Source organism: Pseudomonas sp. H3_E04, assembly GCF_054668915.1.
Genome location: NZ_CP162797.1, coordinates 4314059 through 4337080 on the forward strand (window position 1 = coordinate 4314059; position 23022 = coordinate 4337080).

At 60.1% G+C, this 23022-nt stretch carries 22 protein-coding genes; 10 read left to right on the forward strand and 12 right to left on the reverse strand.

Features of this window, described 5'->3' with window-relative positions; translation table 11 throughout:
• Positions 1 to 21: 21 nt before the first annotated feature.
• Complete coding sequence (locus AB4N53_RS19570; RefSeq protein WP_460122434.1) at positions 22 to 1785, reverse strand: cation:proton antiporter; 1764 nt, start codon at positions 1783 to 1785, stop codon at positions 22 to 24.
• Between the two features lie 278 nt (positions 1786 to 2063).
• Here AB4N53_RS19570 and AB4N53_RS19575 point away from each other — a divergent pair, with 278 nt between their 5' ends.
• Positions 2064 to 2546 (forward strand): acyl-CoA thioesterase, encoded by a 483-nt coding sequence (locus tag AB4N53_RS19575; RefSeq protein WP_016772447.1) that lies wholly within the window; start codon positions 2064 to 2066, stop codon positions 2544 to 2546.
• A gap of 104 nt (positions 2547 to 2650) precedes the next feature.
• On the opposite strand, the gene pdxY is transcribed toward AB4N53_RS19575, so the two are convergent.
• Positions 2651 to 3523: a pyridoxal kinase PdxY gene (pdxY, locus tag AB4N53_RS19580; RefSeq protein ID WP_042608042.1), complete on the reverse strand. Its 873-nt coding sequence runs from the start codon at positions 3521 to 3523 to the stop codon at positions 2651 to 2653.
• 117 nt (positions 3524 to 3640) lie between these two features.
• Here pdxY and AB4N53_RS19585 point away from each other — a divergent pair, with 117 nt between their 5' ends.
• Positions 3641 to 4054: a DUF3301 domain-containing protein gene (locus AB4N53_RS19585; protein ID WP_460122436.1), complete on the forward strand. Its 414-nt coding sequence runs from the start codon at positions 3641 to 3643 to the stop codon at positions 4052 to 4054.
• Between the two features lie 66 nt (positions 4055 to 4120).
• Here the strand turns inward: AB4N53_RS19585 and AB4N53_RS19590 are convergent, their stop codons facing one another.
• On the reverse strand, positions 4121 to 5086 hold the full coding sequence (locus AB4N53_RS19590; protein ID WP_460122438.1) for a CobW family GTP-binding protein: 966 nt from the start codon (positions 5084 to 5086) through the stop codon (positions 4121 to 4123).
• 41 nt (positions 5087 to 5127) lie between these two features.
• On the opposite strand from AB4N53_RS19590, the gene AB4N53_RS19595 reads away from it, so the two are divergent.
• A complete protein-coding gene (locus tag AB4N53_RS19595; protein WP_212617469.1) occupies positions 5128 to 5484 on the forward strand; it encodes an NADH:ubiquinone oxidoreductase in 357 nt (118 codons plus the stop codon).
• Positions 5485 to 5488: 4 nt separating this feature from the next.
• Here the strand turns inward: AB4N53_RS19595 and AB4N53_RS19600 are convergent, their stop codons facing one another.
• Together AB4N53_RS19600 and zigA are read right to left on the reverse strand one after the other, a co-directional pair.
• Complete coding sequence (locus AB4N53_RS19600) at positions 5489 to 6139, reverse strand: DUF1826 domain-containing protein (RefSeq protein ID WP_460122440.1); 651 nt, start codon at positions 6137 to 6139, stop codon at positions 5489 to 5491.
• Positions 6139 to 7344 (reverse strand): zinc metallochaperone GTPase ZigA, encoded by a 1206-nt coding sequence (zigA, locus tag AB4N53_RS19605; protein ID WP_460122442.1) that lies wholly within the window; start codon positions 7342 to 7344, stop codon positions 6139 to 6141. The genes AB4N53_RS19600 and zigA overlap by 1 nt, the downstream gene beginning before the upstream one ends.
• A gap of 207 nt (positions 7345 to 7551) precedes the next feature.
• Here zigA and AB4N53_RS19610 point away from each other — a divergent pair, with 207 nt between their 5' ends.
• From AB4N53_RS19610 to AB4N53_RS19630, 5 genes are all read left to right on the forward strand, one after another.
• Positions 7552 to 7929 (forward strand): glutamine synthetase, encoded by a 378-nt coding sequence (locus tag AB4N53_RS19610; RefSeq protein ID WP_460122444.1) that lies wholly within the window; start codon positions 7552 to 7554, stop codon positions 7927 to 7929.
• 83 nt (positions 7930 to 8012) lie between these two features.
• The gene (folE2, locus tag AB4N53_RS19615; RefSeq protein WP_460122446.1) at positions 8013 to 8909 is read left to right on the forward strand and encodes a GTP cyclohydrolase FolE2; all 897 of its coding nucleotides are present in this window, start codon (positions 8013 to 8015) and stop codon (positions 8907 to 8909) included.
• Positions 8906 to 9574: a metal ABC transporter ATP-binding protein gene (locus AB4N53_RS19620; RefSeq protein ID WP_460122448.1), complete on the forward strand. Its 669-nt coding sequence runs from the start codon at positions 8906 to 8908 to the stop codon at positions 9572 to 9574. Before folE2 ends, AB4N53_RS19620 begins: the two co-directional genes overlap by 4 nt.
• A complete protein-coding gene (locus AB4N53_RS19625; RefSeq protein WP_460122450.1) occupies positions 9574 to 10443 on the forward strand; it encodes a metal ABC transporter permease in 870 nt (289 codons plus the stop codon). The genes AB4N53_RS19620 and AB4N53_RS19625 overlap by 1 nt, the downstream gene beginning before the upstream one ends.
• 11 nt (positions 10444 to 10454) lie before the next feature.
• Positions 10455 to 11330: a metal ABC transporter substrate-binding protein gene (locus AB4N53_RS19630; RefSeq protein WP_460122452.1), complete on the forward strand. Its 876-nt coding sequence runs from the start codon at positions 10455 to 10457 to the stop codon at positions 11328 to 11330.
• Positions 11331 to 11413: 83 nt separating this feature from the next.
• Here the strand turns inward: AB4N53_RS19630 and AB4N53_RS19635 are convergent, their stop codons facing one another.
• Positions 11414 to 11932 carry a DUF3617 domain-containing protein gene (locus AB4N53_RS19635; RefSeq protein ID WP_460122454.1) on the reverse strand — a complete coding sequence of 173 codons (519 nt, stop codon included), beginning with the start codon at positions 11930 to 11932 and terminating at the stop codon, positions 11414 to 11416.
• Positions 11933 to 12063: 131 nt separating this feature from the next.
• Here AB4N53_RS19635 and cls point away from each other — a divergent pair, with 131 nt between their 5' ends.
• A complete protein-coding gene (gene cls, locus AB4N53_RS19640) occupies positions 12064 to 13503 on the forward strand; it encodes a cardiolipin synthase (RefSeq protein WP_460122456.1) in 1440 nt (479 codons plus the stop codon).
• Between the two features lie 10 nt (positions 13504 to 13513).
• Here cls and cfaB read toward each other — a convergent pair whose 3' ends face one another.
• From cfaB to hflK (AB4N53_RS19665), 5 genes are all read right to left on the reverse strand, one after another.
• A complete protein-coding gene (cfaB, locus tag AB4N53_RS19645; protein ID WP_460122458.1) occupies positions 13514 to 14701 on the reverse strand; it encodes a C17 cyclopropane fatty acid synthase CfaB in 1188 nt (395 codons plus the stop codon).
• Between the two features lie 177 nt (positions 14702 to 14878).
• On the reverse strand, positions 14879 to 16789 hold the full coding sequence (locus AB4N53_RS19650; protein WP_460122460.1) for a cation-translocating P-type ATPase: 1911 nt from the start codon (positions 16787 to 16789) through the stop codon (positions 14879 to 14881).
• Entirely contained in the window at positions 16786 to 17835 is a 1050-nt protein-coding gene (gene hflK / locus AB4N53_RS19655) for a protease modulator HflK (protein WP_460122462.1), read from the reverse strand. Before hflK (AB4N53_RS19655) ends, AB4N53_RS19650 begins: the two co-directional genes overlap by 4 nt.
• Entirely contained in the window at positions 17832 to 18875 is a 1044-nt protein-coding gene (gene hflC, locus AB4N53_RS19660; RefSeq protein WP_460122464.1) for a protease modulator HflC, read from the reverse strand. The genes hflK (AB4N53_RS19655) and hflC overlap by 4 nt, the downstream gene beginning before the upstream one ends.
• Entirely contained in the window at positions 18872 to 20833 is a 1962-nt protein-coding gene (gene hflK / locus AB4N53_RS19665; protein WP_460122466.1) for a protease modulator HflK, read from the reverse strand. The genes hflC and hflK (AB4N53_RS19665) overlap by 4 nt, the downstream gene beginning before the upstream one ends.
• Before the next feature lie 211 nt (positions 20834 to 21044).
• On the opposite strand from hflK (AB4N53_RS19665), the gene lpdA reads away from it, so the two are divergent.
• Positions 21045 to 22445 (forward strand): dihydrolipoyl dehydrogenase, encoded by a 1401-nt coding sequence (gene lpdA, locus AB4N53_RS19670; protein ID WP_460122468.1) that lies wholly within the window; start codon positions 21045 to 21047, stop codon positions 22443 to 22445.
• Between the two features lie 101 nt (positions 22446 to 22546).
• Here the strand turns inward: lpdA and AB4N53_RS19675 are convergent, their stop codons facing one another.
• On the reverse strand, positions 22547 to 23020 hold the full coding sequence (locus AB4N53_RS19675; RefSeq protein ID WP_095181183.1) for an Lrp/AsnC family transcriptional regulator: 474 nt from the start codon (positions 23018 to 23020) through the stop codon (positions 22547 to 22549).
• Between the last annotated feature and the right edge of the window lie 2 nt (positions 23021 to 23022).

A 23022-nucleotide genomic window follows, 5' to 3' on the forward strand; every position in this document is an offset into this window, starting at 1 on the left:
TCCGCCACACGCCCCGGCTGGTCAATGCCCCGACGATTCCTTGTGGTTGTCGAGGGTTTCCAGCAAGGCCACCTGCATCCGCGTATGCACGCGGATGAACCAGCGCCACAGCAGCGCCGCTACCGCAGCGGCGACCACGGCAATCAGCACCAGCAGCTTGTTGGTCGGCAGGATACTGGCCGACAAGGCTGCCAACAGCAGGAAAATCACCAGCAGCGAGAGAATCGGGATCACTTCGGCGATCACCCGGCGCACTCGCTGCGTGTGACGCCCGGCCATCTCCGGCTTGACGCCCATCTCCGCCAGCAGCATCGACAGCGCTTTGAGCTTGCGATAAGCGGCAATCAGGAACGGTAGCGACACCAACAACGCACCGCCCCAGATCAGTGCCTTTTGCCAGCTCGGATCGCTGATCCAGTCCTGCAGCCACAACGACATGCGCTCGGCGAAGTACGCGCCGGCAAAGAAGATCGCAATCACCAGCGCCAGATTGACCCCGACCTGCAACAGAATCCGCCGGATCATCGACGCCAGCATCGCGCCCTCGCCTTGCGGCTGAATGCTGCGCAACCACTCGCCATACATGCCGAGCACCCGCCCGAGACGCTTGGGCACGGCGGCCGCGAGCTTGATCGACAGCGGGTCCGCCGCGCGAATCAGGTATGGCGTCAGCAGCGTGGTGATTACCGACACGGCCACAGCGACCGGATAGAGGAAGTTGCTGGTGACCTGCAAAGTCATGCCCAGCGCGGCGATGATGAAGGAAAATTCGCCAATCTGTGACAGACCCATGCCGACTCGCAGCGAGGTCCGTCCGTCATTGCCGGCGATAAACGCACCGAGGCCGCAGGACAACATCTTGCCAAGCACCACAGCCACGGTGATTACCGCGATCGGCCAGGCGTATTCGATGAGAATCAGCGGGTCGAGCATCAGCCCGATGGCGACGAAGAAGATCGCACTGAACAGGTCGCGAACCGGCTCGACCAGTCTTTCGATTTTCAGTAATTGCCGCGACTCGGCCATGATCGCACCGATCAGGAAAGCGCCTAGAACCATGCTGTATTCGAGCTTGACCACCAGCAGGCAGAAGCCGAAACACAGGCCGAGCACGGTGATCAGCAGCATCTCGTTGCTTTCGAATTTCGCCACATAGGCCAGCAAACGCGGCACCAACAGAATGCCGATGACCAGCGCGACGATCATGAACAGCGACAGCTTGCCGACCGTTGAAAATACTTCCCCCGAGCTCACCGTGCCACTGACGGCGATGCTCGACAGCAACGCAATGATGCCAATGCCAAGGATGTCCTCGACAATCAGCACGCCGAAGATCAACTGCGCAAAGCGCTCGTTTTTCATCTTCAGGTCATTCAGCGCTTTAACGATGATGGTAGTCGAGGAGATCGCCAGAATCGCGCCAAGGAATAACGAATCCATGGTGTTCCAGTCGAACCAGCGGCCGATTTCGTAGCCGATCCAGATCATCAGGATGATTTCGAGAAACGCGGCAATGAACGCTGTCGCGCCGACCTTGAACAACTTGCGCAGGCTGAACTCCAGGCCGAGACAGAACATCAGGAAGATCACCCCGAGTTCGGCCAGGGTCTTGATGGTTTCTTCATCGTGGATCAGGCCGAACGGCGGCGTGTGCGGGCCAATGATGAAGCCGGCAACGATGTAGCCGAGTACCACCGGCTGCTTGAAACGGTGGAACAGCACGGTCACCACGCCTGCGACCAGCATGATCACTGCCAGGTCCTGAATAAAACTGATGGCATGCATGGCGTGGTCTCCTTGATGACGAGGCGCGCGGACAGACGTCAGACGTTCTGCGCGAGCAGGGTAAAAATCCGCTTTTAATGTAGGAATTGCCCTTGGGCAGGGCTTTTGCAGGTTAACACCGCGACTTCGCTCTGGAAGCCGGTGCAATATATGGAAACAGATCGCTACCGGCGTGACGGCGGCCCGCCGCGCGGCGTCCCGATAACGGTGCTTTTTGAAAAGCTACCAGGTGCCCGCAGAGGCGCTTCCTGCAATCAGCCTTGATCCGTGAGAACGTTATGGAACCCGGAAACGCCCAGCTGTCGATGACGGTACTGATGACCCCCGACATGGCCAACTTCTCTGGCAATGTCCACGGCGGCACCCTGCTCAAATACCTCGACGAAGTGGCTTACGCCTGCGCCAGCCGTTATGCCGGGCGCTACGTGGTGACCCTGTCGGTGGATCAGGTGATTTTCCGCGAGCCGATTCATGTCGGCGAACTGGTGACGTTCCTGGCCTCGGTCAACTACACCGGCAACACGTCGATGGAAGTCGGCATCAAAGTGGTCACCGAAAACATCCGCGAACGCTCGGTGCGCCACACCAACAGCTGTTTCTTCACCATGGTCGCGGTGGATGATCAGCGCAAACCGGCCGCCGTGCCGCCGTTGCAACCGCAGAACAGCGAAGACAAGCGCCGCTTCATGCAGGCGCAGCAGCGCCGGCAGATTCGCCAGGAACTGGAGAAGCGTTATCAGGAAATCAAGGGCGACGCCTGAGACCAAAAAGCAAAAGATCGCAGCCTTCGGCAGCTCCTACATTTTGGAATGCAAACCCATGTAGGAGCTGCCGAAGGCTGCGATCTTTTTGAACAACGACGAGATTACAGACTGATCGCTGTAGCCTCGAACTTCACCCGCGGATGCGCAATGCGATCCTGCGCCCGCACCAGTTGCAGCTCGTAACTGGCGCACGCCTGGGTTTCCAGCAACACCTCATGCACCGCTGCTGCGGTGAATTCGAACGCTGCCAGCAGGCTGTCACCCAGCAACACCCGCGCCAGGAACAGACCAGAGGTCAGATCGCCCACGCCCACCGGCTGACGTGGAAACGCCAGTAAGGGACGGCGCAGATGCCAGCTGCCTTCGGCAGTCACCAGCAGCATTTCAAAACCATCGGCCGGTTTGCCCGGGTAATCCAGATGCTTGACCAGTACCGCTTTCGGCCCGCGCGCCAGCAGCGCCCGCGCCATCGCCAGGCAATCGAACAGCGACTGCGGCTTGCGCCCGGAAAAACTGTCCAGCTCCAACTGGTTCGGGCACATGATGTCCGCCACGGCCGCCGCTTCATCCAGCAGGAAATCGCTGACTTCGGTGGGTACGCTGCAGCCCTTCTCCGGATGGCCCATCACCGGATCACACAGATACAGCATCTTCGGATTGACCGCTTTGATTCGCGCCACACCGCTGAGAATCGCCCGGCCCTGCGCGGCGCTGCCGAGGTAGCCGGAGAGCACCGCGTCGCAGTTGCCCAGCTCGCCAATCGCGGCGATGCCTTCGATCAGCTCGGGAATCTGCTGCGGCGCCAGCACTTCACCGGCCCACTGACCATACTGGGTATGGTTGGAAAACTGCACGGTGTTGAGCGGCCAGACGTTGACCCCGACGCGCTGCATCGGAAAAACCGCAGCGCTGTTGCCGGCGTGGCCAAACACCACGTGGGACTGGATGGCGAGCAGATGAGGCGTACGTTTCATTCGGGTCATTCCGTAAAACGATTGAAATTCAAGCCGCGCAGTATGCGACGAAACACAGCCTGTACGACAGACCGGCGAGACAGTTAAGCTGACGCCATCATTTGGAGTTCGATGTAGATGCTGAGCCTGGAAAACATCTTCGTGCTGATGCTGTTCGCCGCTGCCGGTGCCTGGCTATGGCACAACCACGGCCTGCGCGAGCGCGCGCTGGAACGGGTCAAGCAGCATTGCACCAATGTCGGCGTCGAGCTGCTGGACGGTAACGTCGCGCTGAAAAAGATCGGTCTGATCAAGGATGCCAACGGTCGCCGACGACTGGCGCGGGTCTACAACTTCGAGTTCACCGTGACCGGCGAGAGCCGCCACAACGGTACCGTCACCCAGTTCGGCGCGCACAGTGCGCAGATTGAACTGGCACCCTACCCGGCGCCGTTCGACGATACGCCGCCGGTGGTCGAAGTGCACAAGCCTCGCGCGGAAGTCATCGAGTTGAGCCAGTGGCGCCAGGAACATACCAAGTGGAAGCCTTGAGAGACCAGATATCGCAGCCTTGATGCAGGCTTTGCAGGAGCTGCCGAAGGCTGCGATCTTTTGCATCTAAAGCTTGCGACAAGCAGCCAGCCCCTGCTGAAGCACTCCAAGTTCTTCAATATCACTGAAAATCAGCTCGATCCGCGAATCTCTTCGCCATTCACTTACCTGCCATTCCAGCTCGGCATTCTCCAGCGCATTCGCCGAAACCCAGCCATCCGTGCTGTGGATAACCAGTTTGGCCCGCTTCCAGTTCATACCGCTCAACCAATGGGCAATGCGATCTTGATCAAAGACCTGCGCCGGATGCCAGCGCCAACCGATGCTCCAGCCGCCCTCTTGTGACTGACTCAGGCAAATCGGTTCGGCCGGATTGCTCCAGACCGCTGGCAGCTGTGCCAATCCAGTGGGCAGCGGCAGATTGCCTGCGCCTTCGTATGCTTTTGCTTTCAGCCCCGGCAGCTCGCTCAGGGGCAGTTGTGCTCGCTGCGTCCATATCAGCCTGACGGGCGGCAACTGGGTGGCGATACTGTCTCGAGCCTTTTCATCAAGATCCTGCGCCTTGTTCAACAGCAACAACCCCGCGCTGGCCAACGCTTTCTGCTGGGCGTCCGGCAGGGATTTGCCTGCGTGCAGTGCCTGAGCATCCAAAACCAGAACGCTCGGTTGAACAGCCAGCACGCCCAGCCACGGCGCCTCGCTCAACTGCTTGAGTAACTGCGCCGGATGGCCCAGTCCGGATGGCTCGATAAACAGTCGATCTGGCCTGGCCTTGCGCAGCAACCGGCCGAGGCCGATCTGAAATGGCGCGCCATTGACGCAACACAGACAGCCCCCGGCCACCTCACCGAGTGCGATACCATCGGCATCGCGAGTCAGCAGCGCGGCGTCCAGACCAATCTGGCCAAACTCGTTGATCAGCACCGCCCAGCGTTCGTCCGCAGGCCGCTGCGCCAGCAACTGGCGAATCAGGCTGGTCTTGCCAGCGCCCAATGGGCCGGCGATGACGTGGGTCGGTATGTTCTGCAACATGGTGGGCACTTTTCTGCAGACTGTTATTGAGGAGATCGAAGATGCGCTGGTCGGGATGGTCGTTGCTGTTGGCGCTGCTGTCGAGTGAAGCGTGGGCCCAGGCCTGCGTAGTGCACACGCAGGGCGAACGGCTCGACGTCAAAGTCTGTCAGCAGAACAGGACGATTCCGCAGAAATTGTTCAATGACGGCTTCTGCCAACCGACGCTGGCCGGGCAGAAGGTCGAGGTGCAGTACGTCGATCAGTGCCCGAGCGGCGCTTTCGGCGTGTGCAGCAACGCGCAAGTCGCCAATATGCCCTATCGCCAGGATATCCACTATTACGGCGTGGCCACCGATGCGGCGTATCTCAAGCCATATTGCGAAGGCCAGAGTCAGGGCGTCTGGCGCAAGCCCTGATGTGTCAGCCGAGCCAGTCGAGGGTGAGCAACAGACGGCGCTCACCGGGTGCCGGTTGCGGCGAACGATGGATCAGGCCGAAGCCTTCATTACCGTGCCACTTTTCGCCTTTGAGCAGCGCGACGTCGCCGCTGTCGAGCTGACGAATCGACGCTGGATCTTGCGGTTCGGCATTGGCCTGGCCAAGTTGCGCGCGGTCCATCGCACCCTCCTCAAGCCATTGGCTGCCGATGCCAGCGTAAGTAGTGATCAGGCGCACCGGCACGTGATCGACGTGGAAGCGCGGACACATGGCCTTGTCCAGCACACGCAAACGCACGCCGATACGCCGCGCGCCCAGCAGACAGGCGAAGGCACTGATCAGCCATTTGAGGTCGCACATGAAACCTTCGAAACCTTGCAGATCACGCAACCCTGCAGCCAGACCGGCGAGATCCGGTTCGGCGTCTTCGTCAGGTAACTCCAGGCAAAGCGACTCGGCCAGGGGCTCGTTGAGCGACAGCACCAATTGCGCAAAATCGGCAATGTGCACGGGTAGCTGGCGCTGCCAGATAGCGAGATTGGCCTGATCTTCGAGGATGCGCGTCAGCGTTTGCGGAGTCAGGCCCTGGTGCTGATGACGGGTAAGGTGCTGCTGATCTTTGAGCGCAAGCATCAGGCGGCCTCTTCGTGCCAGGGACCGAATGGGTCAGGCAGCGAACGCCAGCCTTCTACGCCCATGGCCATTTCTTCATCGGTCAAAAGGCAGGCATCGAGTTCAGCGCTCAGTTGTAGGAAATCGATGTCCTGACCGATGAAAACCAGCTCCTGGCGGCAATCTCCTGTGCCTGGCATCCAGTTTCCCATGATCGCCTGGACACTTTCCTGATCCTCAGGCCATTGGTTTTTTGGAACGAAACGCCACCAACGCCCGGCGAACCCATGGCGCATCAGGCCGCCGGCTTGGGACCAGCTACCGGCATCGGTGGGTTTGCTGGCCAGCCAGAAGAAGCCTTTGGAGCGCAGCAATTTACCGTTCAGCCATGGGCGGTCAATGAAGCTGAAAAAGCGTTGCGGGTGGAATGGCCGGCGCGCGCGGTAGGCCGTCGACGCGATGCCGTATTCCTGTGTTTCCGGGACGTGCTCACCGCGCAACTCCTGCAGCCACCCGGGCGCTTGTGCGGCTTTCTCGAAATCGAAACGACCGCTGTTGAGGATTTTCTCCAGTGGGATTTCGCCCATCACCATTGGAATGATTTCAGCCTGGGCATTCAGGCGCTTGAGGATAGCGGTGAGCTCTTCGCGCTCGTGCTGGCTGATCATGTCGATTTTGCTGATCAGCAGTACGTCGGCGAATTCGATCTGCTCGATCAACAGATCGGTGATGGAACGCTCGTCTTCTGCACCGAGAATCTCGCCGCGAGAGGCAAGGCTTTCGGCTGCCTGGTAATCGAGCAGGAAATTCACACCGTCGACCACCGTGACCATGGTGTCCAGGCGAGCGATGTCGGCGAGGCTTTGCCCCTGTTCATCGCGGAAGGTGAAGGTTTCCGCGACCGGAAGCGGTTCGGAAATGCCAGTGGACTCGATGAGCAGGTAATCGAAACGATCCTCACGGGCAAGTTTGCTGACTTCTTCCAGTAAATCTTCACGTAACGTACAGCAGATACAGCCATTGCTCATTTCGATGAGTTTTTCCTCAGCGCGGTTCAGGCTGACATCACGCTGGACTTCACTGCCATCGATGTTGATCTCGCTCATATCGTTGACGATCACCGCAACGCGCAAGCCGTCTCGGTTACGTAGTACGTAATTCAAAAGTGTACTTTTTCCCGCGCCGAGAAATCCTGAAAGTACGGTGACGGGCAATTTGGCTGACATTGGATAATCCTTATAAATGGCAGCCGATTTGCGCTTTGAGGTGCGCTTGGCGTGTTGCGCTTCATTTAACCGGGTCAAAGAAGGCATACGATTGTGATCGGCAGCTCAGGCTGGTTACGACCTATGTTATAGTATAACAACTTGAGCTTGCCAGTCCGACGCAGGAGATTTCGCAAATTGCCGCACCACCGATCGTGGAAACTCGCAATGAACAATGGGTTGAAATACCTGATTTTGAGCTGCGCTACGTCGCTGGCCGGTCAAGCCCAAGCGCAAATGCCGGCGCTCGCGCACTGCACACGCAGCGCTAATCTGCTGGCCTGTGTAGACGCCGACGGCAACGCCTATAGCGTCAGTACGGTAGGTTCCACGCTTTACCTGCGCGGATTCGAGAAGGACGGCCATCGCTATTGGGCGCAGACCAACAGCCGCTTCGGCCAATTAACCTTTTTTACCGGCATTGCCTCTGATGGCGAGGCTTGGGTTGGCTATACCCGTCGTGTCGGGTGGACGACCATCAACCGCTTTTCCAGCTCGGGAGGGAGCAGCGCAAGGTTCACTTGCAGCCGGATGACGGGCTGCTAGTGAAAACCTTTTCATGAAAAAAGCGTCGCTGAATGGATTGTTATAATGTAACGTAAAAAGAGATCAACACGACGGTCTCAACCATGAATTCTCTTACTCTTCCAGATATCGCCGCTCAATCTGCCCGCCAGACATTGCCTCTCGATTGGGTGGGAATGCACGGGATCTCCCTTCCCGTTTTGCTTGAAGGCCAACGCCTCAGCGCAAAAATAGACGCCGGCGTTAGTCTCGATAATGGCGAAGCGCGTGGTATTCACATGTCGCGCTTGTATCTGGCACTCGAAGCCCTCGAACAGCAAAGCCTTTCTCCCGCTCTGCTGCATCAGGTACTCAAGCGTTTTCTGCAAAGTCACCAAGGTCTATCCGCCAGCGCTCATCTGAACATTCACACCGACGTGCTGCTGAAACGAGCCGCGCTGATCAGTTCGTTGGCCGGCTGGAAATCTTATCCGGCAACCATTTCAGCCAGCGTGAAACAGCAAATGTTCCACGTGGAACTAAAAATCGAGGTGCCCTATTCCTCGACATGCCCCTGCTCCGCAGCCTTGGCAAGGCAATTGATCCAGCAGCAATTCGTCGAAGATTTCGCCAACAAGGCTCTGCAACACGCGGATGTTCTGGCGTGGCTAGGTTCAACCAAAGGGATCGTAGCCACTCCGCACAGTCAACGCAGCTTTGCGCAACTGCACCTGCATCTCGACAATTTCATCGACGAGCTACCGCTGACCGCGATCATCAATGACGCTGAAGCAGCGTTGGGCACTGCGGTTCAGACCGCCGTAAAGCGCCCCGATGAGCAAGCCTTCGCTCTCGCCAATGGGCAAAACCTGATGTTCTGCGAAGACGCCGCGCGCCGACTCAACCTGGCACTGCAGCGCACGCCTGGCATCAACCAATTCCACATCCGCGTGATCCACGCCGAAAGCCTGCATGCCCATGACGCCGTCGCCGAAAGCAGCTGGCAACGGGAGCGCAAATGATCCGCTGCCAATCATTGGTCTGGGGCGCACCCGGCCAACCGCTGACGACGCCTCTGAGTCTTGAATTCGAAAGTGCCAGCCTGACGGCCGTCATCGGCGCCAACGGCTGCGGCAAAAGCAGCCTGCTGAAGGTCATCGCCGGTTTGCAAAAACCTCTGGCTGGCAAGGTAGAAATGGCGGTTCCCCGGCAAAGCGGAATTTCCTTCCTGCCGCAACAGCAGCACCTTGATCGCCAGTTTCCAATCAGCCTCCAAGAGCTCATCGCCGCAGGTTTCTGGGGCCGACGGCTGTCGACACAACTACGCACGCAGCGACTCAACAACGCATTGGAAGACTGGCACTTAAGTGGACTCGAACAGCGTCCGTTGATGGCTCTGTCAGGCGGTGAGTTACAACGCGCCTTGCTCGCACGTCTGAGTCTCGCGGATGCCCCGGTGCTATTGCTGGATGAACCTCACGCCGCACTCGACGAACTCGGCCAGCAACTGCTTTGGCAACACATCCACCACTGGCACGCCGAGGGTCGGACACTGGTCGTGGTCTGCCATGACCTGGCCGCTGTCCGCCAACACATTCCGCATACCCTGCTGATCAAAAACGCCGAGTGCGTGTACGGAACCAGCCAGGAACTGATCCAGCCGGCACCGCACATGCAGGTCGCCTGATGCTCGCTACCCTCGACCATTTCTGGCAGCCGTTCAGCGAATTCGTGTTCATGCGCCGCGCCCTGGTCGGCGGCCTGGTGCTGGCGTGCAGCACTGCGCCGTTGGGCGTGTTTCTGATTCTCAGGCGTATGAGCCTGATCGGTGACGCCGTCGCCCACGGCATTCTCCCTGGTGCAGCGTTAGGATTCTGGTTTGCCGGTCTGAGCCTCCCTGCTCTGACGTTCGGAGGCCTCGGCGCCGGGCTGAGCATGGCCGGACTTGCGGCCTGGATCACCCGGCGCACGGGTCTGCGCGAGGACGCCAGCCTCGCCGCAATCTATCCGATCTCACTCGCCAGCGGCGTGCTGATTCTCGGCATTGCCGGCAAACGCCTCGACCTTTTGCATTTGCTGTTCGGCTCAGCGCTGGCCGTAGACGGACCAACGCTGACCGGCATGCTGTGGGTCTCGGCAGGCAGCCTCATGGCCATGGCGGCGATCTACAAACCACTCCTGCTGGACACACTTGACCCGTTGTTCTTGCGCACAGTCAGCCGTCTGGGGCCTCTGGCTCACGGTGTGTTTCTTACCCTCGTCGTACTGAATCTGGTGATCGGGTTTCAGGCCATCGGCGCGCTGATGGTGGTGGGATTGATGATGCTTCCAGCTGCTGCGTCGAGATTCTGGAGTCGCCGTCTGCCGATACTGATTGCCGTCGCCGCCGTCATGGGCTGCGTGTCGGTGTGGCTCGGTTTGCTGCTGTCGTTCTACTACTCGTTGCCCAGCGGCCCGGCCATCGTGCTGGTCGCGGGGCTCGGCTATCTGCTGTCGGTGGTGTTGGGACCGGTTCACGGTCTGCTGCGCCGCCCGCCTTTGCTCACATCCCAATGAGGTGTTTCCCGATGCGCGCTCTACTCGTGCTGTTCAGCTTGATGCTGTCGATGTCCTTGTCGGCCGCCGAAAAACTGCCGGTGGTCACCAGCTTCAGCATCCTCGCCGACATGGTCCATCAGGTCGGCGGCGAGCACGTGCAGATCACCAATATGGTTGGCCCGGACGCCGATGCGCATACCTATGAGCCGACCCCGGACGATGCCAAGGCTTTGCTAAACGCCAAAGTGATCATCAAGAACGGCCTCGGTTTCGAGCCTTGGCTGGATCGGCTGGTGGCCAGCACCGACAGTAAGGCCACGGTGATCAGTGCCAGTCGCGGGGTGATTCCACGTTCGCTCGATGAAGACGGCGAAACCATTCCTGACCCACACGCCTGGCACAATCTGGCGAACGCCCAGTTGTATGTCGCCAACATCACCAACGCGCTGATCGCCGCTGACCCGGCCAACAAGGCTGACTACGAGCGCAACAGCCAGACCTATATCAAACAGATCTACACTCTGCTCGCCGAAGCCAAGAGCAAACTTGGCGGGCTGCCGCCGGGCAACCGCAGGATTGTCACCAGCCACGATGCCTTCGGCTATCTAGGTCAGGCCTATGGCATCGACTTTATCGCGCCACAGGGTCTGTCCACCGAACGCGAACCCTCCGCCGCCGAAGTCGCTGCGCTGATCACGCAGATTCGCCAGGCCAAAGTCAAAGCGGTGTTCATGGAAAACATCAAGGACGTGCGCCTGCTCAGGCAGATCGCGGATGAAAGCGGCGCACACATTGGTGGCACGCTGTACTCGGATGCACTGGCGGCGAGTGGGCCGGCGAGCACCTTTACCGGGCTGTTCGAATACAACCTCAATACGCTGTACAAGGCGTTGAGTCAGCCATGACTTGAGGCGAATTTGCGATCTATTCGCGAGCAGGCTCGCTCCCACAGTTGGAATAGGTTCCAGCTGTGGGAGTCGCAGAGGTTTCAAGCGCGAGGTTTTACCGTGCCGCAGTCCTGACCCAGCCAAACCGCACGGGTTTCCAGGCTGCCCTTCTGGTTGATACCGATAGCGTTGAAGGTGCCATTGGCGACGGTGGTGAATTCGCGGTCACTGAGGAATGTAGCCACGCCGGTGCCCTGGGCTTTCGGGCAGCTGAAGCGGAATTTCCATTGGTTGCCGGTGCGTTCGGTGATCTGTTGTTTGCAACCCGATTGCGGGTCGGCCAACGGGATGTCGTTGGTCGCGACCTGTTGTGGCGTCAGGCAAGCGCGGATGCCTTTACCGCCGATATTGATGCCGTTCTTCTCCAGCGCCGCACGCTGCTGCGGGGTGATCTGACCTTGAATCTGGCCAAGAATCGATTGCACGTCCATGGCCTGATCATCGACCTTCAGATTGCTCGAAGTCATCTCCCACAATCCCGGCTGCAGCATTTGTGCCTGTGCAACCACCGGTAAAGCCAAACCCAGGCCCAGCACCAAACCCAGCAGACGAACGTTCATCGAGAAACTCCTGATCAGTTGTGGCCGTTAGACGCCGGCCGATTGCGTCGGTTCATGCGCCGATTAAATAGAGACATTCGCAGCAGAACATGGTCTGTTAAGCATTGCATCTCGCGGAGCAAGGTTGCCCCATGGATTTTTTCGGACCGCACATTTTCGGTTACCTGATCGCCCTGTTGCACACACTCGGGTCGATCGCGGCGATCCATGCGGTGCTCACCGTGCGCACTGCGCAAGGTTCGATCGCTTGGGCATTGTCGCTGATCTTCATTCCCTACCTCACGCTTATTCCATATCTGGTATTTGGTCGCAGCACCTTCGATGGCTACATCAAGGCGCGGCGCCAGGCCAACGAGCAGATGCGTTTGGCCATTTCCGAATTGAACTGGCGCCCGTGGGTGGAAGAAGCCTTGGCCGCTCGCGCGTCGAGTGCCTACGCGTCACTGCGCGCGATGCCCAAACTGGGGCGCATGCCGTGTCTGGCGAATAACGAGGTGCAACTGCTGGTGAACGGCGCGGCGACCTTCGATGCGATTTTTCAGGCGATCGAGCAAGCGAAGGAAGCCGTGCTGATCCAGTTCTTCATCATCCACGACGATCGGCTCGGCCAGCGCTTGCGTGATTTGCTGTTGAAGAAGGCCGCCGAAGGCGTTTCCGTTCATTTGCTCTACGACCGCATTGGCAGCCACGCCCTGCCCCATCATTACGTGCAGGCATTGCGTGATGCCGGCGTCGAGGTCAAAGCCTTTGCCACGCGCAGCGGCTGGCTCAACCGCTTTCAGGTCAACTTCCGCAACCACCGAAAAATCGTCGTGGTCGATGGCGTAGTCGGGTTCGTCGGCGGGCATAACGTCGGCGATGAATACATGGGTGAGAAGCCGCCACTGGCGCCGTGGCGTGACACCCACGTTAAAGTACGCGGGCCGGTGGTGGCATGCATGCAGGAATCGTTCGCCGAAGACTGGTTCTGGGCAGCTCGAACATTGCCACCGTTGATCCTTCCGGATGCGTATCCGGACGATGGCGTGCTTTGCCAATTGCTCGCCAGCGGCCCGGCCGATGCCTACGAAACCTGCTCGCTGTTTTTCGTCGAAGCCATTCACGCGGCCACTCAACGCGTATGGATCACCAGCCCTTACTTTGTCCCGGACGAAGCTGTATTCGCGGCATTGAGGCTGGCGGTATTGCGTGGTGTCGATGTGCGCCTGCTGTTGCCGTCGCGGCCTGATCATCGCATCGTCTATGCCGCCTCAAGCCTGTATGCCTTTGAAGCGGTACGGGCCGGCGTTAGGGTGTTCCGTTATCGACCGGGTTTTCTGCACCAGAAAGTGGTATTGATCGACAGCGAGATCAGCGCCATCGGCAGCGCCAATCTGGACAATCGCTCGTTCCGCCTGAATTTCGAAGTGATGTTACTGACCGTCGACAGCGAGTTCGCCGCCGCCGTGGAACAGATGCTCAACGATGACTTCGCACAGGCCGATGAGGTGGCCAAAGAAGAAAGCCGGGAGATCCACCGCCTGCAGCAAGTCGGCATGCGGATCGCCCGGCTGATTTCGCCGATTCTCTGAACGCCCCGTGTCAGGGGTGGTAGATATCGTCGCGGGTCCAGGGCAGTTCGTGGCTGCCATCCGGATGAGCTTTCACGGCGAGGATCTGATGCAGGTTGATCCAGCCCCGGGCAAAAGCATACGCGCAGCCGGCAAGGTACAGACGCCAGATACGCAACGCTTGCTCGGGCACCAGCTTCGCCGCAGCCTCGAGGTTGTCTTCAAGTCGCTCGCTCCAGTGATCGAGCGTGCGCGCGTAATGCAGGCGCAGGCTTTCGACATCGACGATTTCCAGCCCCGCTTCACTGATCTCGGCTGAGATCATCGACAGATGCGGCAACTCGCCGTTGGGGAACACGTACTTCTCGATGAAGTCTCCGGCGCCGCGTCCAACCGGACGGCCATCGGTGTGCTTGGCGGTGATGCCATGATTCATCACCAGCCCGCCCTCCCTGACCGCGCCGAACAACGTTGCGCAATACTCGGCGAGATTGGCATGGCCGACATGTTCGAACATGCCGACACTGACGACCTTGTCGAACCGACCGTCCTGCGGCAAATCGCGATAGTCGAGCAATTGCAGTTCGACTTGGTCTTCCAGCCCTTCGGCTTTGACACGCTCCTGCGCGAGTGCCAATTGCTCCTTGCTTAACGTAATACCGAAGACCTTCACACCGAACTCTCGCGCCGCGAACCGCGCCAGACCGCCCCAGCCACAGCCGACATCCAGCAGATACTCGCCCGGCTGCAAGCGCAGCTTGCGGCACAGATGGCGGAATTTGGCTTGCTGCGCCTGTTCGAGGGTTTCGCTGCCGGTTTCGAAATAGGCACAGGAATACACCATGTCGCTGTCCAGCCAGAGCTGGTAGAACGCATTCGACAGGTCGTAATGGTAGGAAATGGCTTTGGCGTCAGTGTCCTTGTCGTGATGCGCTCGCACCGGCTGACTGCCTTCTTCTTCGTCGAGCAGCGCACTGCTCAATTCGTCGCAGACCCGAATGACCTCGCTGATCGAGCCCTCCAGTTCCAGCTTGCCTTCGACGAACGCCGCACCCAGCGCATCCAGGCTTGGGTGGGTAAATTGAGTGACCATCTGCGGGTCCTTGACGACGATGGTCACGCTGGGCGTCGGGCCCAGATTGAACTCATGGCCGTCCCAGAGTCGCAGGCGAAGCGGTAACTGCAGATTCTGTAAGGCCGGTGGAAGTTGCGCGAGCATGGAAAATCCCCCCTTATTTCAGACGTCTGATCTGAGGGTAGACCAACCTGGAAAAATAGCAGGCTATCGATTCGATCGGCCTTGTCTATCGTGATCGGCCCATCGGCTGAAAGCCACAGGCGACGCGCCTTACGATAGATGACTGCCTGCGCACTGTGCGGTTCGATGAATTTTCTTTCATTTATCCTGAGCGTCGAGCCTGAGCAATGGCTCCTGAAAGCGCAGCAAACGTCCGGCGTTGCCCAACACCAACAACGTACTCAGGTTATGCAGCAGCGCCGCGATCATGGCCCCGGCGGCACCCAGCCAACCGAAAGCCGCAAAAATCACGATGGCCAGCGTCCAGCCCAGCCCGATGATCACATTGGCCTGCAAAGTGCGACGGCACTGACGACTCAAGCGCACGCAAGTACCGAGGCGGCGCAAGTCGCTGCCGATCAAGACGATGTCCGCTGACGCCAGAGCAATGTCGGCACCGCCGGCGCCCATCGCCACGCCAACTACGCCTGCCTTGAGTGCGAGTGAATCGTTGATGCCGTCACCCACCACCATCGGACGGAAGCCGTGATCGATTTCCTTGAGCACGCGATTGAGTTTGTCTTCGGGTAGCGCTTGCGCCTGGACTTCATTCAGCCCGACTTCCTGCGCCAGGGTTCGCGCGACACTCTGACGATCACCGGTCAGCAGCAGTTGTCGTCCCAGGCCCAGTTCGCGCAATTCGCTCAAGGCAATGCGTGCTTCGGGTTTGATGCTGTCGGCGAGCAACAGCCAGGCGAGGAATTCGCCGTTCAGGGCCAACCCGGCAATCGGGCCATCGTGTTCAGGAACAAGGGTGGTTGTGATGCCCAGTTGTGCGAACAACTCTGGGCGACCGAGCGCAGCTTCGCCCTTCCCTGTCATCGCAACTACACCCAAGCCTTGGCGCTCATGAATTTCAGTTAGAGGCCAATAAGCTTCCTGACCGGCCATCCCAGCGAGTGCCCGGCTCACCGGATGACTGCTCGCCGCGCCGAGACTGGCGGCCAGTGTCTGCACGTCGGCGGTGTCCGCATTCGGGCTGTCGATCGACTGCAAACGCAACGTGCCGTAAGTCAGCGTGCCGGTCTTGTCGACCACCAGCGAGGTCAGATCGGCGAGTTCTTCCAGGAATGCCGAGCTGCGAATAAGAATCCCATGGCGCGCGGCCACGGCGACACCGGCAATCGCCGTGGCCGGCGCCGACAGCACCAGCGCACAGGGGCACGCCGCCACCAGCACCGCGAGCATGGCCTGAGCATCATTGGTGACGAACCAGGTCACCGCCGCCAGCAGCAAAACCAACACCATGTAACTGCCTGCATAGCGTTCGAGTAACCGTGTGATCGGTGGTTTCGAGCGCTCGGCGTTTTGCATCAGGGCGATGACTTTGCCCAACGTGGATTCCTCGCCGGTGCGGGTGACTTCAACGCGCAGCACTCCATCAAGGTTGATTGCCCCGCCGAACACCAGTGCGCCGACGCCCGCTTCTACCGGCACCGACTCACCGGTAATCGAGGCGGTATCAAGGCTCGCCTGACCGGCCAGCACCCGACCGTCTGCCGGCACCCGATCACCGGCCCGCACCTCGACGACATCACCAGCGCTGAGCATGCCGTTGTCCACCTCGATGATCGAACCGTCTGCTTGCAGCTTGCGCGCACGGCTGCGGGTCAACTGGCCAAGCGCATTAATCGCTTCCTGGGAGCCGATGACGCTGCGCTCCTCCAGGACATGGCCGAAGATCATGATGATCGGCAACAACGCTGCAGTGAGCAGATCACCGGTCGCCCAGGCACCGAGCATGGCCAGCGCAATCAATTGATCGGTGATTCCGTGCAGGCTCGGGTAACGCAGGCTGTACCAGGCCGAACGCATCACCGGAACCGCTACCAGCAACGAGGCGACACCGAGCAGCAATTGGCTGACACCGGTCTGCTCCGGGAGCATCCAGCGCCAGAGCAAGCCCAGACCCAGCAGCCCGAGCGCAAGCATCGCCAGGGTCAATTGACGCGCGGCGCGACGTTGTTCGGCCGAGGACAACAGGCTCGGAGCAGCGGTAGTCGCCGTCATTGACTGGCTCCTTGAATGATCAACCGGGAATCGTCTTTCGGGTTGACGGTGGTAACCGACCCGGCCTGACCAAGAATCTTCGGCATGCGCTCGCGATACAGACGCAGGAGCATTTGCGGGTCGGCAGACGTGGCGAGACTAGAGACGGTTGCGGTATCGGCCGCGGCTTTTGCAAGACGCTCACCTGCCTGCGCGTGAGCCACCTGCAGCGTGCGGTCTGCCTGTTCGTTGGCGGACTGGGTAAGTTTCTCGGCATCGGTGCGCGCGTTAGCCACAGCTTTGTCAGCCTGCTGACTTGCGGTCAGAACCGCATTGAAAGCACTGACCGCTGGCTCCGGCAGACTCGATTGCACATCGACCCGCGACACCTCGATACCGATGCCCTGCCCGCTCGCCTTCAGTTCAGCGAGACGCGCGTTGATGCCTTGCACCAGATCACCGCGCAATCGCTCACGACGCTCGGCCGCTTGACTGTCGGCGCCGATCAATTCCGGGCGAGCGACCAGAATGGTGTCGAGATCTCGCGCCGCAGTCAGCGCCACGGCGCTGCGCGTCACCAGGCGATCGAGTGCCGGCAGCACATGCTCGCCTTGCAACACGAATTCGTAGGGATCGCAGACTTGGTAAAACACTCGCACGTCCAGTTGCACTACGCCGGCGTCACCGGTCAATAAATAACCAGATCCGGCAAGTGCATCGCTCAACGGCGTGGCGAAGGACGCCACCCGGTCAGCCTTTAGCGCCTCGTCACTGCGCAACAGATTTTCCACTCGACGCTCGATCACCCGATCCGCCGCCGGCAACAGCATCACCTGCTCAAAGGGCTGCGGCCATGCCCATAACAGTCCTGCATTCTGAACGCGATCCAGTGCGCCGAAGTGCAGTACCACCGCGCGGTTCTGCGGATCGATCTGCCGGACATTCGAAAATGCCCATGCCAACGCGGCCAATACCGTGATCGCATACAGGACGATGAAGGTCAGACGTCCGGCTTGAATCCACGGACTGTTCAACGCATGTGTTCCACGTGGAACTTCTTCGCTCATGGTTGCGATCCGGGTTTGTTATCGAGCTTCGGCGGGCCGTCGACCAATATGCGGAACGGTGCAGAGTCGGTACGCAGAATCAGTTTGGTATCTGGCGTGACGATGGTGCCGAGGGTATCGAGGGAGCGCAGCAGATTGTAAAGCTGTGGCGCGCTGGCGTAGGCGCGCCCATAAATCTGCGCAGCCTCAACCCGCGACTGCGCTTCAATGCCAGCGGCTTTCACCGTTGCATCGGCCTGGACGATCCGCGCATCGCGCTCGGCGGCGGAGCGAATTTGCGCCGCTTCGCGTTTGCCAACAGCCGTGCGTTCCGTAGCGATGGTTTCACGTTCTGCGCGCATGCGGTCGACTGTGGCGTTGAGTGTGACCGAGGGCAAAGTCAGCCGCTCGACACCGACCTGCACCACGCGCACACCATAAGTGGCGAGCAATTGTTGATCGATCTGTTGCCGCAATTGCGCTTCAAAATCAGCGATGCGCACTTGCCTGGCATCAGTGTTGACCAGATTGGCCAAGTCGAAACTGCTGGCCGTGGTCTCCAGCGCTGAGCCGACAAAGGTGCGAATCTGCCGCGCCGCTTCGTCCGGCTGATTCTGCACGGCTCGCATGAAGCGCTGCACGTGTTCAGGATCACCCTGCACCTGCCACGCCACATAGGCCTGCACGATGATGCGCAAACCGTCCCGAGTACCAACGTCCTGCAGACCACTTGAGGTTGTGCGCAAACGCAAGTCCACCGGGATCGCTGCTTCGAACGGTGCCGGCCAGCGCCAGTTCAATCCTGGAGCGAGCAAGACCCGCGACGGATTTCCGAAACGGGTGATGACCGTAGCTTCACCGGAGCGCACTTGCACCAGACTCGCCGCGGCAATGGCAAACGCCACCAGCAACGCAGCCCAGCCCATACGCCGCCACGGAAAGGGTCCGGCTTCTGGCACCTCGCCGTGATGGTGATGATGACCATGATGATGGTGATGGCCGCCGTGGCCGTGGTCATGGCCGCTGTGGTCGTGAACGTCATGAACAGGCGACTGGCTCAATGGGTGGCTCCTGGTTGAGCGGTGGTGCGTGGGGACGACGGATCAGTCGGAAGTGTGAAAGTACGCAGATCGATGGTTGGCGCGTTGGCGCTGCCGCCGAGTCGATGATCAAGTATCAGTAACCTGGCTTTACTCAAGCCCTGACTGAGCTGGCTGAAATATTGCTCCAGTACGAAGGCCTGACCGGCACTGGCGAATGCCTTTTGTTCGGCGCCGAATTTCAGGTCGGCGGTTTGCGCAGCGGCATTGATCTCCTGCGCGTTTGCCGTTGCCTGATCCTGCGCCGTGCTCGCCTGCAACTGCGCTTCGTTACTGGTCTGCGCAGCCGCGCCGCGCTCGCGAGCGATCAACGCCTGGGCGCCGATCTGCGCCGCCTGCACACTGTGATAGGCATTTGCCGCACCGGCCGGTGGATGAATCGCTTCGACGACTGTGGCGAGGATTTCCACACCACTGTTCAGTTTGTTCAGATCGCGTTGCACTGCGCGACCGATTTCCTCGGCCAGCCCTGCCCTGTCGTCGCCGAGCAGACCGTCGAGGGTGCGCGAGGCAAAATCGTGAACCAGAATGCGGCTGGCAGTGCTGCGAATCAGCGTCGCTACATCGGCGCTGTTATAGGTCGCGGCGAACGCCGCCTCGTCGTCCAAACCGATGCGATAAACAAAGCGCACATCCATGTTGACGATTTGCAGGCCCTGTTGCGCGCCGCGGCTGCTGGCGATGACCTGGGATTTGTCGTTGACGTGGCTGGCGTCCCATAAACGGTTGGCGATCAGCGGGGCGGGGCCTTCAGCGGAGTCGGACTGCGCGGCGATTGGCTTGTCGCCGACACTGGTCGCCAGTTCATGGACCACGCCGTTTTCAACGGAGATCACACGCCCCAGTGGCCAAGGCAAACCGGCATGCAAACCCGGGCCGAAAACCTGTTCCGGTTTACCGAAGCGCTCGTAGATGCCGCGACCCTGCAGAGGAATTTCATGTACGCCGGTCAGCAGCCAACCGCTAAGGACGACCACCGCCGACACTGGCAACAAGGCCCGGCGCATGTAACTGAAGGCCCAGATCTGGCGCAGATCGATGCCGAACCGATTGTGCATTTCGTGCTGCAACGCCAACCACGGCTGCGGCGGCCAACGCAGCATATCGGAGGTAAAACTGCGCGCCAGCAGGGACGGCTCGAGTTGGTCGAGGCGCGGGCTGAAGACAGACAGCGCCGCGCGCAACAGCAGTTCGAGGGCAACCAGCATCGGCAAGATTGCGCTGAGCACTGCAACGCGAACCGGCCAGACTGCGTGCTCGCTGGCAAACAACAGACACAGCGCACCGATCAACAGGGTGATGATCACCACCCGGGTCAGTTGCGCCAGCGCAGCCGCCTCCGGCCATTGCGCCGTTAGCTCCTGCGCCAGTTGCCGCTCCAGCACCAGCAAGGCGAAGGCCAGCAACAACATCAGTGCTGCACCAATGTTTGCCGGCAGGCCCAACGCCGCAGCAGGTAAAGTGAGATTCCACACTTGCTCGGTGCTGAGCAGAACCAGCAATGCCCAGCCACCGAGCCAAAGTGCCGGCGCGCCGATTTGTCCTAGCAAATACCGGCCGCGCAGACTCAAGCGCTCCAGCAGCCTTTCGTACCAGCCCTCGGCTGCTGCGCCTTCCTCCACGACGCTCGGTTGCGAGGCTGGCGGATGCATCACCCGCGCGCGCCATTGCGCCACCCACCAGGCCGATTGCAGCCCGGCGACCAGCACCAGCAACGCGGCGCTCTGATTGACCAACAACGGCGACCACAAGGATTGCGGCGCAAACAGACCGACGAAAAATGCCAACACCCAGCCCAACCCGGCCACTGCGCCGAGTCCATACGCTAACCAACGCAATTTGCGTGAGTGCGCGGCTGCCTGCTGAAAGCGCGGCAGTTCGGTGACTGGCGCGGCGTCCAACTCAAGATCGACTTGCATAACACCCCGAAAATGTAGGCCCTACGTTCATAGCGTTACGATATAACGGAAACTGTGAAATATTCGTATACATTTACCGTTATTCAAAGACGCCGCAGCTGTCGCTTGCCTGAAGCCTTGACCGAAATGTCCGGTAAAGCTCATATTACGCACGTAATTTTAATCGCAGCTAATCTTCGCTATCCCCCATCGAGCAATCTGGAGCAAGCGCATGAGCAACTATGACGTGGTGATTCTGGGCGGCGGCCCCGGCGGTTATAACGCAGCGATCCGCGCCGGCCAGCTCGGGCTCAAGGCCGCATGCGTCGAAGGGCGCTCGACCCTCGGTGGCACGTGCCTGAACGTTGGTTGCATGCCGTCCAAAGCCTTGTTGCACGCTTCAGAACTCTTCGCCGCTGCGGTGGGTACGGAGTTCGCCAACCTTGGCATCGAAGTCAAACCGACGCTGAACCTGGCGCAGATGATGAAACAGAAAGACGAAAGCGTCGCCGGCCTGACCAAGGGCATCGAATTTCTGTTTCGCAAGAACAAGGTCGACTGGATCAAAGGCTGGGGCCACATCGACGGCCCGGGCAAAGTCACGGTGACCGACGATCAGGGCAACAAGACCGAGCTCAGCGCCAAGGACATCATCATCGCCACCGGCTCCGAGCCCACTCCCCTGCCCGGCGTCGAGATCGACAACCAGCGCATCCTCGATTCCACCGGCGCGCTGTCGCTGAGTGAAGTGCCCAAACATCTGGTGGTCATTGGCGCCGGGGTGATCGGCCTGGAGCTGGGTTCGGTATGGCGGCGACTCGGCGCGCAGGTCACCGTGGTCGAATACCTTGATCGCATCTGCCCCGGCGTCGATGCCGAGGCCGGCAAGACCTTGCAGCGCGCGCTGAGCAAACAAGGCATTGCCTTCAAATTGAGTTCAAAGGTCACCAGCGCCACCAGCTCCGCTACAGGCGTGCAGCTGAGTGTCGAGCCTGCCGCTGGTGGTACGGCTGAGCTGATCGAAGCCGACTATGTGCTGGTGGCCATCGGGCGTCGGCCATACACCCAGGGCCTGGGGCTGGAGAACGTCGGCCTGAGTACCGACAAACGCGGCATGCTCGCCAACAAGCAACATCGCACCGAAGCCGCTGGGGTCTGGGTCATCGGCGACGTCACGTCCGGGCCGATGCTCGCGCACAAGGCAGAAGACGAGGCCATGGCCTGCGTCGAGCAGATCCACGGCAAGGCCGGTGAGGTCAATTACGCGCTGATCCCCAACGTCATCTACACCCAACCGGAACTGGCCAGCGTCGGCCAGACCGAAGAACAGCTCAAGGCCGAGGGCCGTGCCTACAAGGTCGGCAAGTTTCCCTTCACTGCCAACAGCCGGGCGAAGATCAATCACGAAACCGAGGGCTTTGCCAAAGTCCTCGCCGACGAGCGCACGGACGAAGTCCTTGGCGTGCACCTGGTCGGGCCGAGCGTGAGTGAGATGATCGGCGAGTTCTGTGTGGCGATGGAGTTCAGCGCGTCGGCCGAGGACATTGCCCTGACCTGCCATCCGCACCCGACGCGTTCGGAAGCGTTGCGTCAGGCAGCGATGAATGTCGAGGGGATGGCGACGCAGATGTAAATCTCCAAGCCTTGCGCGCTCCTTCGCGAGCAGGCTCGCTCCCACATTGGAATGCGTTACCCCTGTGGGAGCGAGCCTGCTCGCGAATGGCGCCACCCGGTCTACAGCGGCAGATGCCCCAACGGCAACGCCCCCGGCGCTTTCACTGTGTGAATGGCAAAGTTGCTGCGAATATCGCTCACCCCAGGCAGTTTCAGCAGGTGCGCACTGACAAAGCGGTCATAAGCGCGCAAGTCAGGGACGACCACCTGCAAGAGGAAATCCGATTCGCCGGACACCAGAAACGCTGAGACCACCTCAGGCAACGCAGTGACGGCCGCATAAAACGCCTCGGCGCGTTCTTCGTTATGCCGCTCGACCTTGACCCCGACAAACACCGTCAGCCCCAGCCCGACTTCATCGCGATCCAGATTGGCCTGGTAGCCTCGAATAACTCCCGCCTCTTCCAGCATGCGCACCCGGCGCAGGCACGGCGAGGCCGACAGGCCGATTTGTTCCGCCAGCTCGACATTGCTCAGGCGGCCGTTGCGTTGCAGCGCGGCGAGAATCTTGCGGTCATAGGCGTCGAGTTTCATCT

Bases quoted from the DNA above. Each gene is read 5' to 3' on its own strand.
- AB4N53_RS19625 (WP_460122450.1), top strand. From the start codon at position 9,574: ATGCTCGCTACCCTCGACCATTTCTGGCAGCCGTTCAGCGAATTCGTG.
- AB4N53_RS19630 (WP_460122452.1), top strand. From the start codon at position 10,455: ATGCGCGCTCTACTCGTGCTGTTCAGCTTGATGCTGTCGATGTCCTTG.
- cls (WP_460122456.1), top strand. From the start codon at position 12,064: ATGGATTTTTTCGGACCGCACATTTTCGGTTACCTGATCGCCCTGTTG.
- AB4N53_RS19585 (WP_460122436.1), top strand. From the start codon at position 3,641: ATGCTGAGCCTGGAAAACATCTTCGTGCTGATGCTGTTCGCCGCTGCC.
- AB4N53_RS19610 (WP_460122444.1), top strand. From the start codon at position 7,552: ATGAACAATGGGTTGAAATACCTGATTTTGAGCTGCGCTACGTCGCTG.
- AB4N53_RS19675 (WP_095181183.1), bottom strand. From the start codon at position 23,020: ATGAAACTCGACGCCTATGACCGCAAGATTCTCGCCGCGCTGCAACGC.
- AB4N53_RS19635 (WP_460122454.1), bottom strand. From the start codon at position 11,932: ATGAACGTTCGTCTGCTGGGTTTGGTGCTGGGCCTGGGTTTGGCTTTA.
- zigA (WP_460122442.1), bottom strand. From the start codon at position 7,344: ATGTCAGCCAAATTGCCCGTCACCGTACTTTCAGGATTTCTCGGCGCG.
- AB4N53_RS19600 (WP_460122440.1), bottom strand. From the start codon at position 6,139: ATGCTTGCGCTCAAAGATCAGCAGCACCTTACCCGTCATCAGCACCAG.
- cfaB (WP_460122458.1), bottom strand. From the start codon at position 14,701: ATGCTCGCGCAACTTCCACCGGCCTTACAGAATCTGCAGTTACCGCTT.
- AB4N53_RS19650 (WP_460122460.1), bottom strand. From the start codon at position 16,789: ATGACGGCGACTACCGCTGCTCCGAGCCTGTTGTCCTCGGCCGAACAA.
- AB4N53_RS19575 (WP_016772447.1), top strand. From the start codon at position 2,064: ATGGAACCCGGAAACGCCCAGCTGTCGATGACGGTACTGATGACCCCC.
- AB4N53_RS19570 (WP_460122434.1), bottom strand. From the start codon at position 1,785: ATGCATGCCATCAGTTTTATTCAGGACCTGGCAGTGATCATGCTGGTC.
- pdxY (WP_042608042.1), bottom strand. From the start codon at position 3,523: ATGAAACGTACGCCTCATCTGCTCGCCATCCAGTCCCACGTGGTGTTT.
- hflK (WP_460122466.1), bottom strand. From the start codon at position 20,833: ATGCAAGTCGATCTTGAGTTGGACGCCGCGCCAGTCACCGAACTGCCG.
- hflK (WP_460122462.1), bottom strand. From the start codon at position 17,835: ATGAGCGAAGAAGTTCCACGTGGAACACATGCGTTGAACAGTCCGTGG.
- folE2 (WP_460122446.1), top strand. From the start codon at position 8,013: ATGAATTCTCTTACTCTTCCAGATATCGCCGCTCAATCTGCCCGCCAG.
- AB4N53_RS19620 (WP_460122448.1), top strand. From the start codon at position 8,906: ATGATCCGCTGCCAATCATTGGTCTGGGGCGCACCCGGCCAACCGCTG.
- AB4N53_RS19590 (WP_460122438.1), bottom strand. From the start codon at position 5,086: ATGTTGCAGAACATACCGACCCACGTCATCGCCGGCCCATTGGGCGCT.
- lpdA (WP_460122468.1), top strand. From the start codon at position 21,045: ATGAGCAACTATGACGTGGTGATTCTGGGCGGCGGCCCCGGCGGTTAT.
- AB4N53_RS19595 (WP_212617469.1), top strand. From the start codon at position 5,128: ATGCGCTGGTCGGGATGGTCGTTGCTGTTGGCGCTGCTGTCGAGTGAA.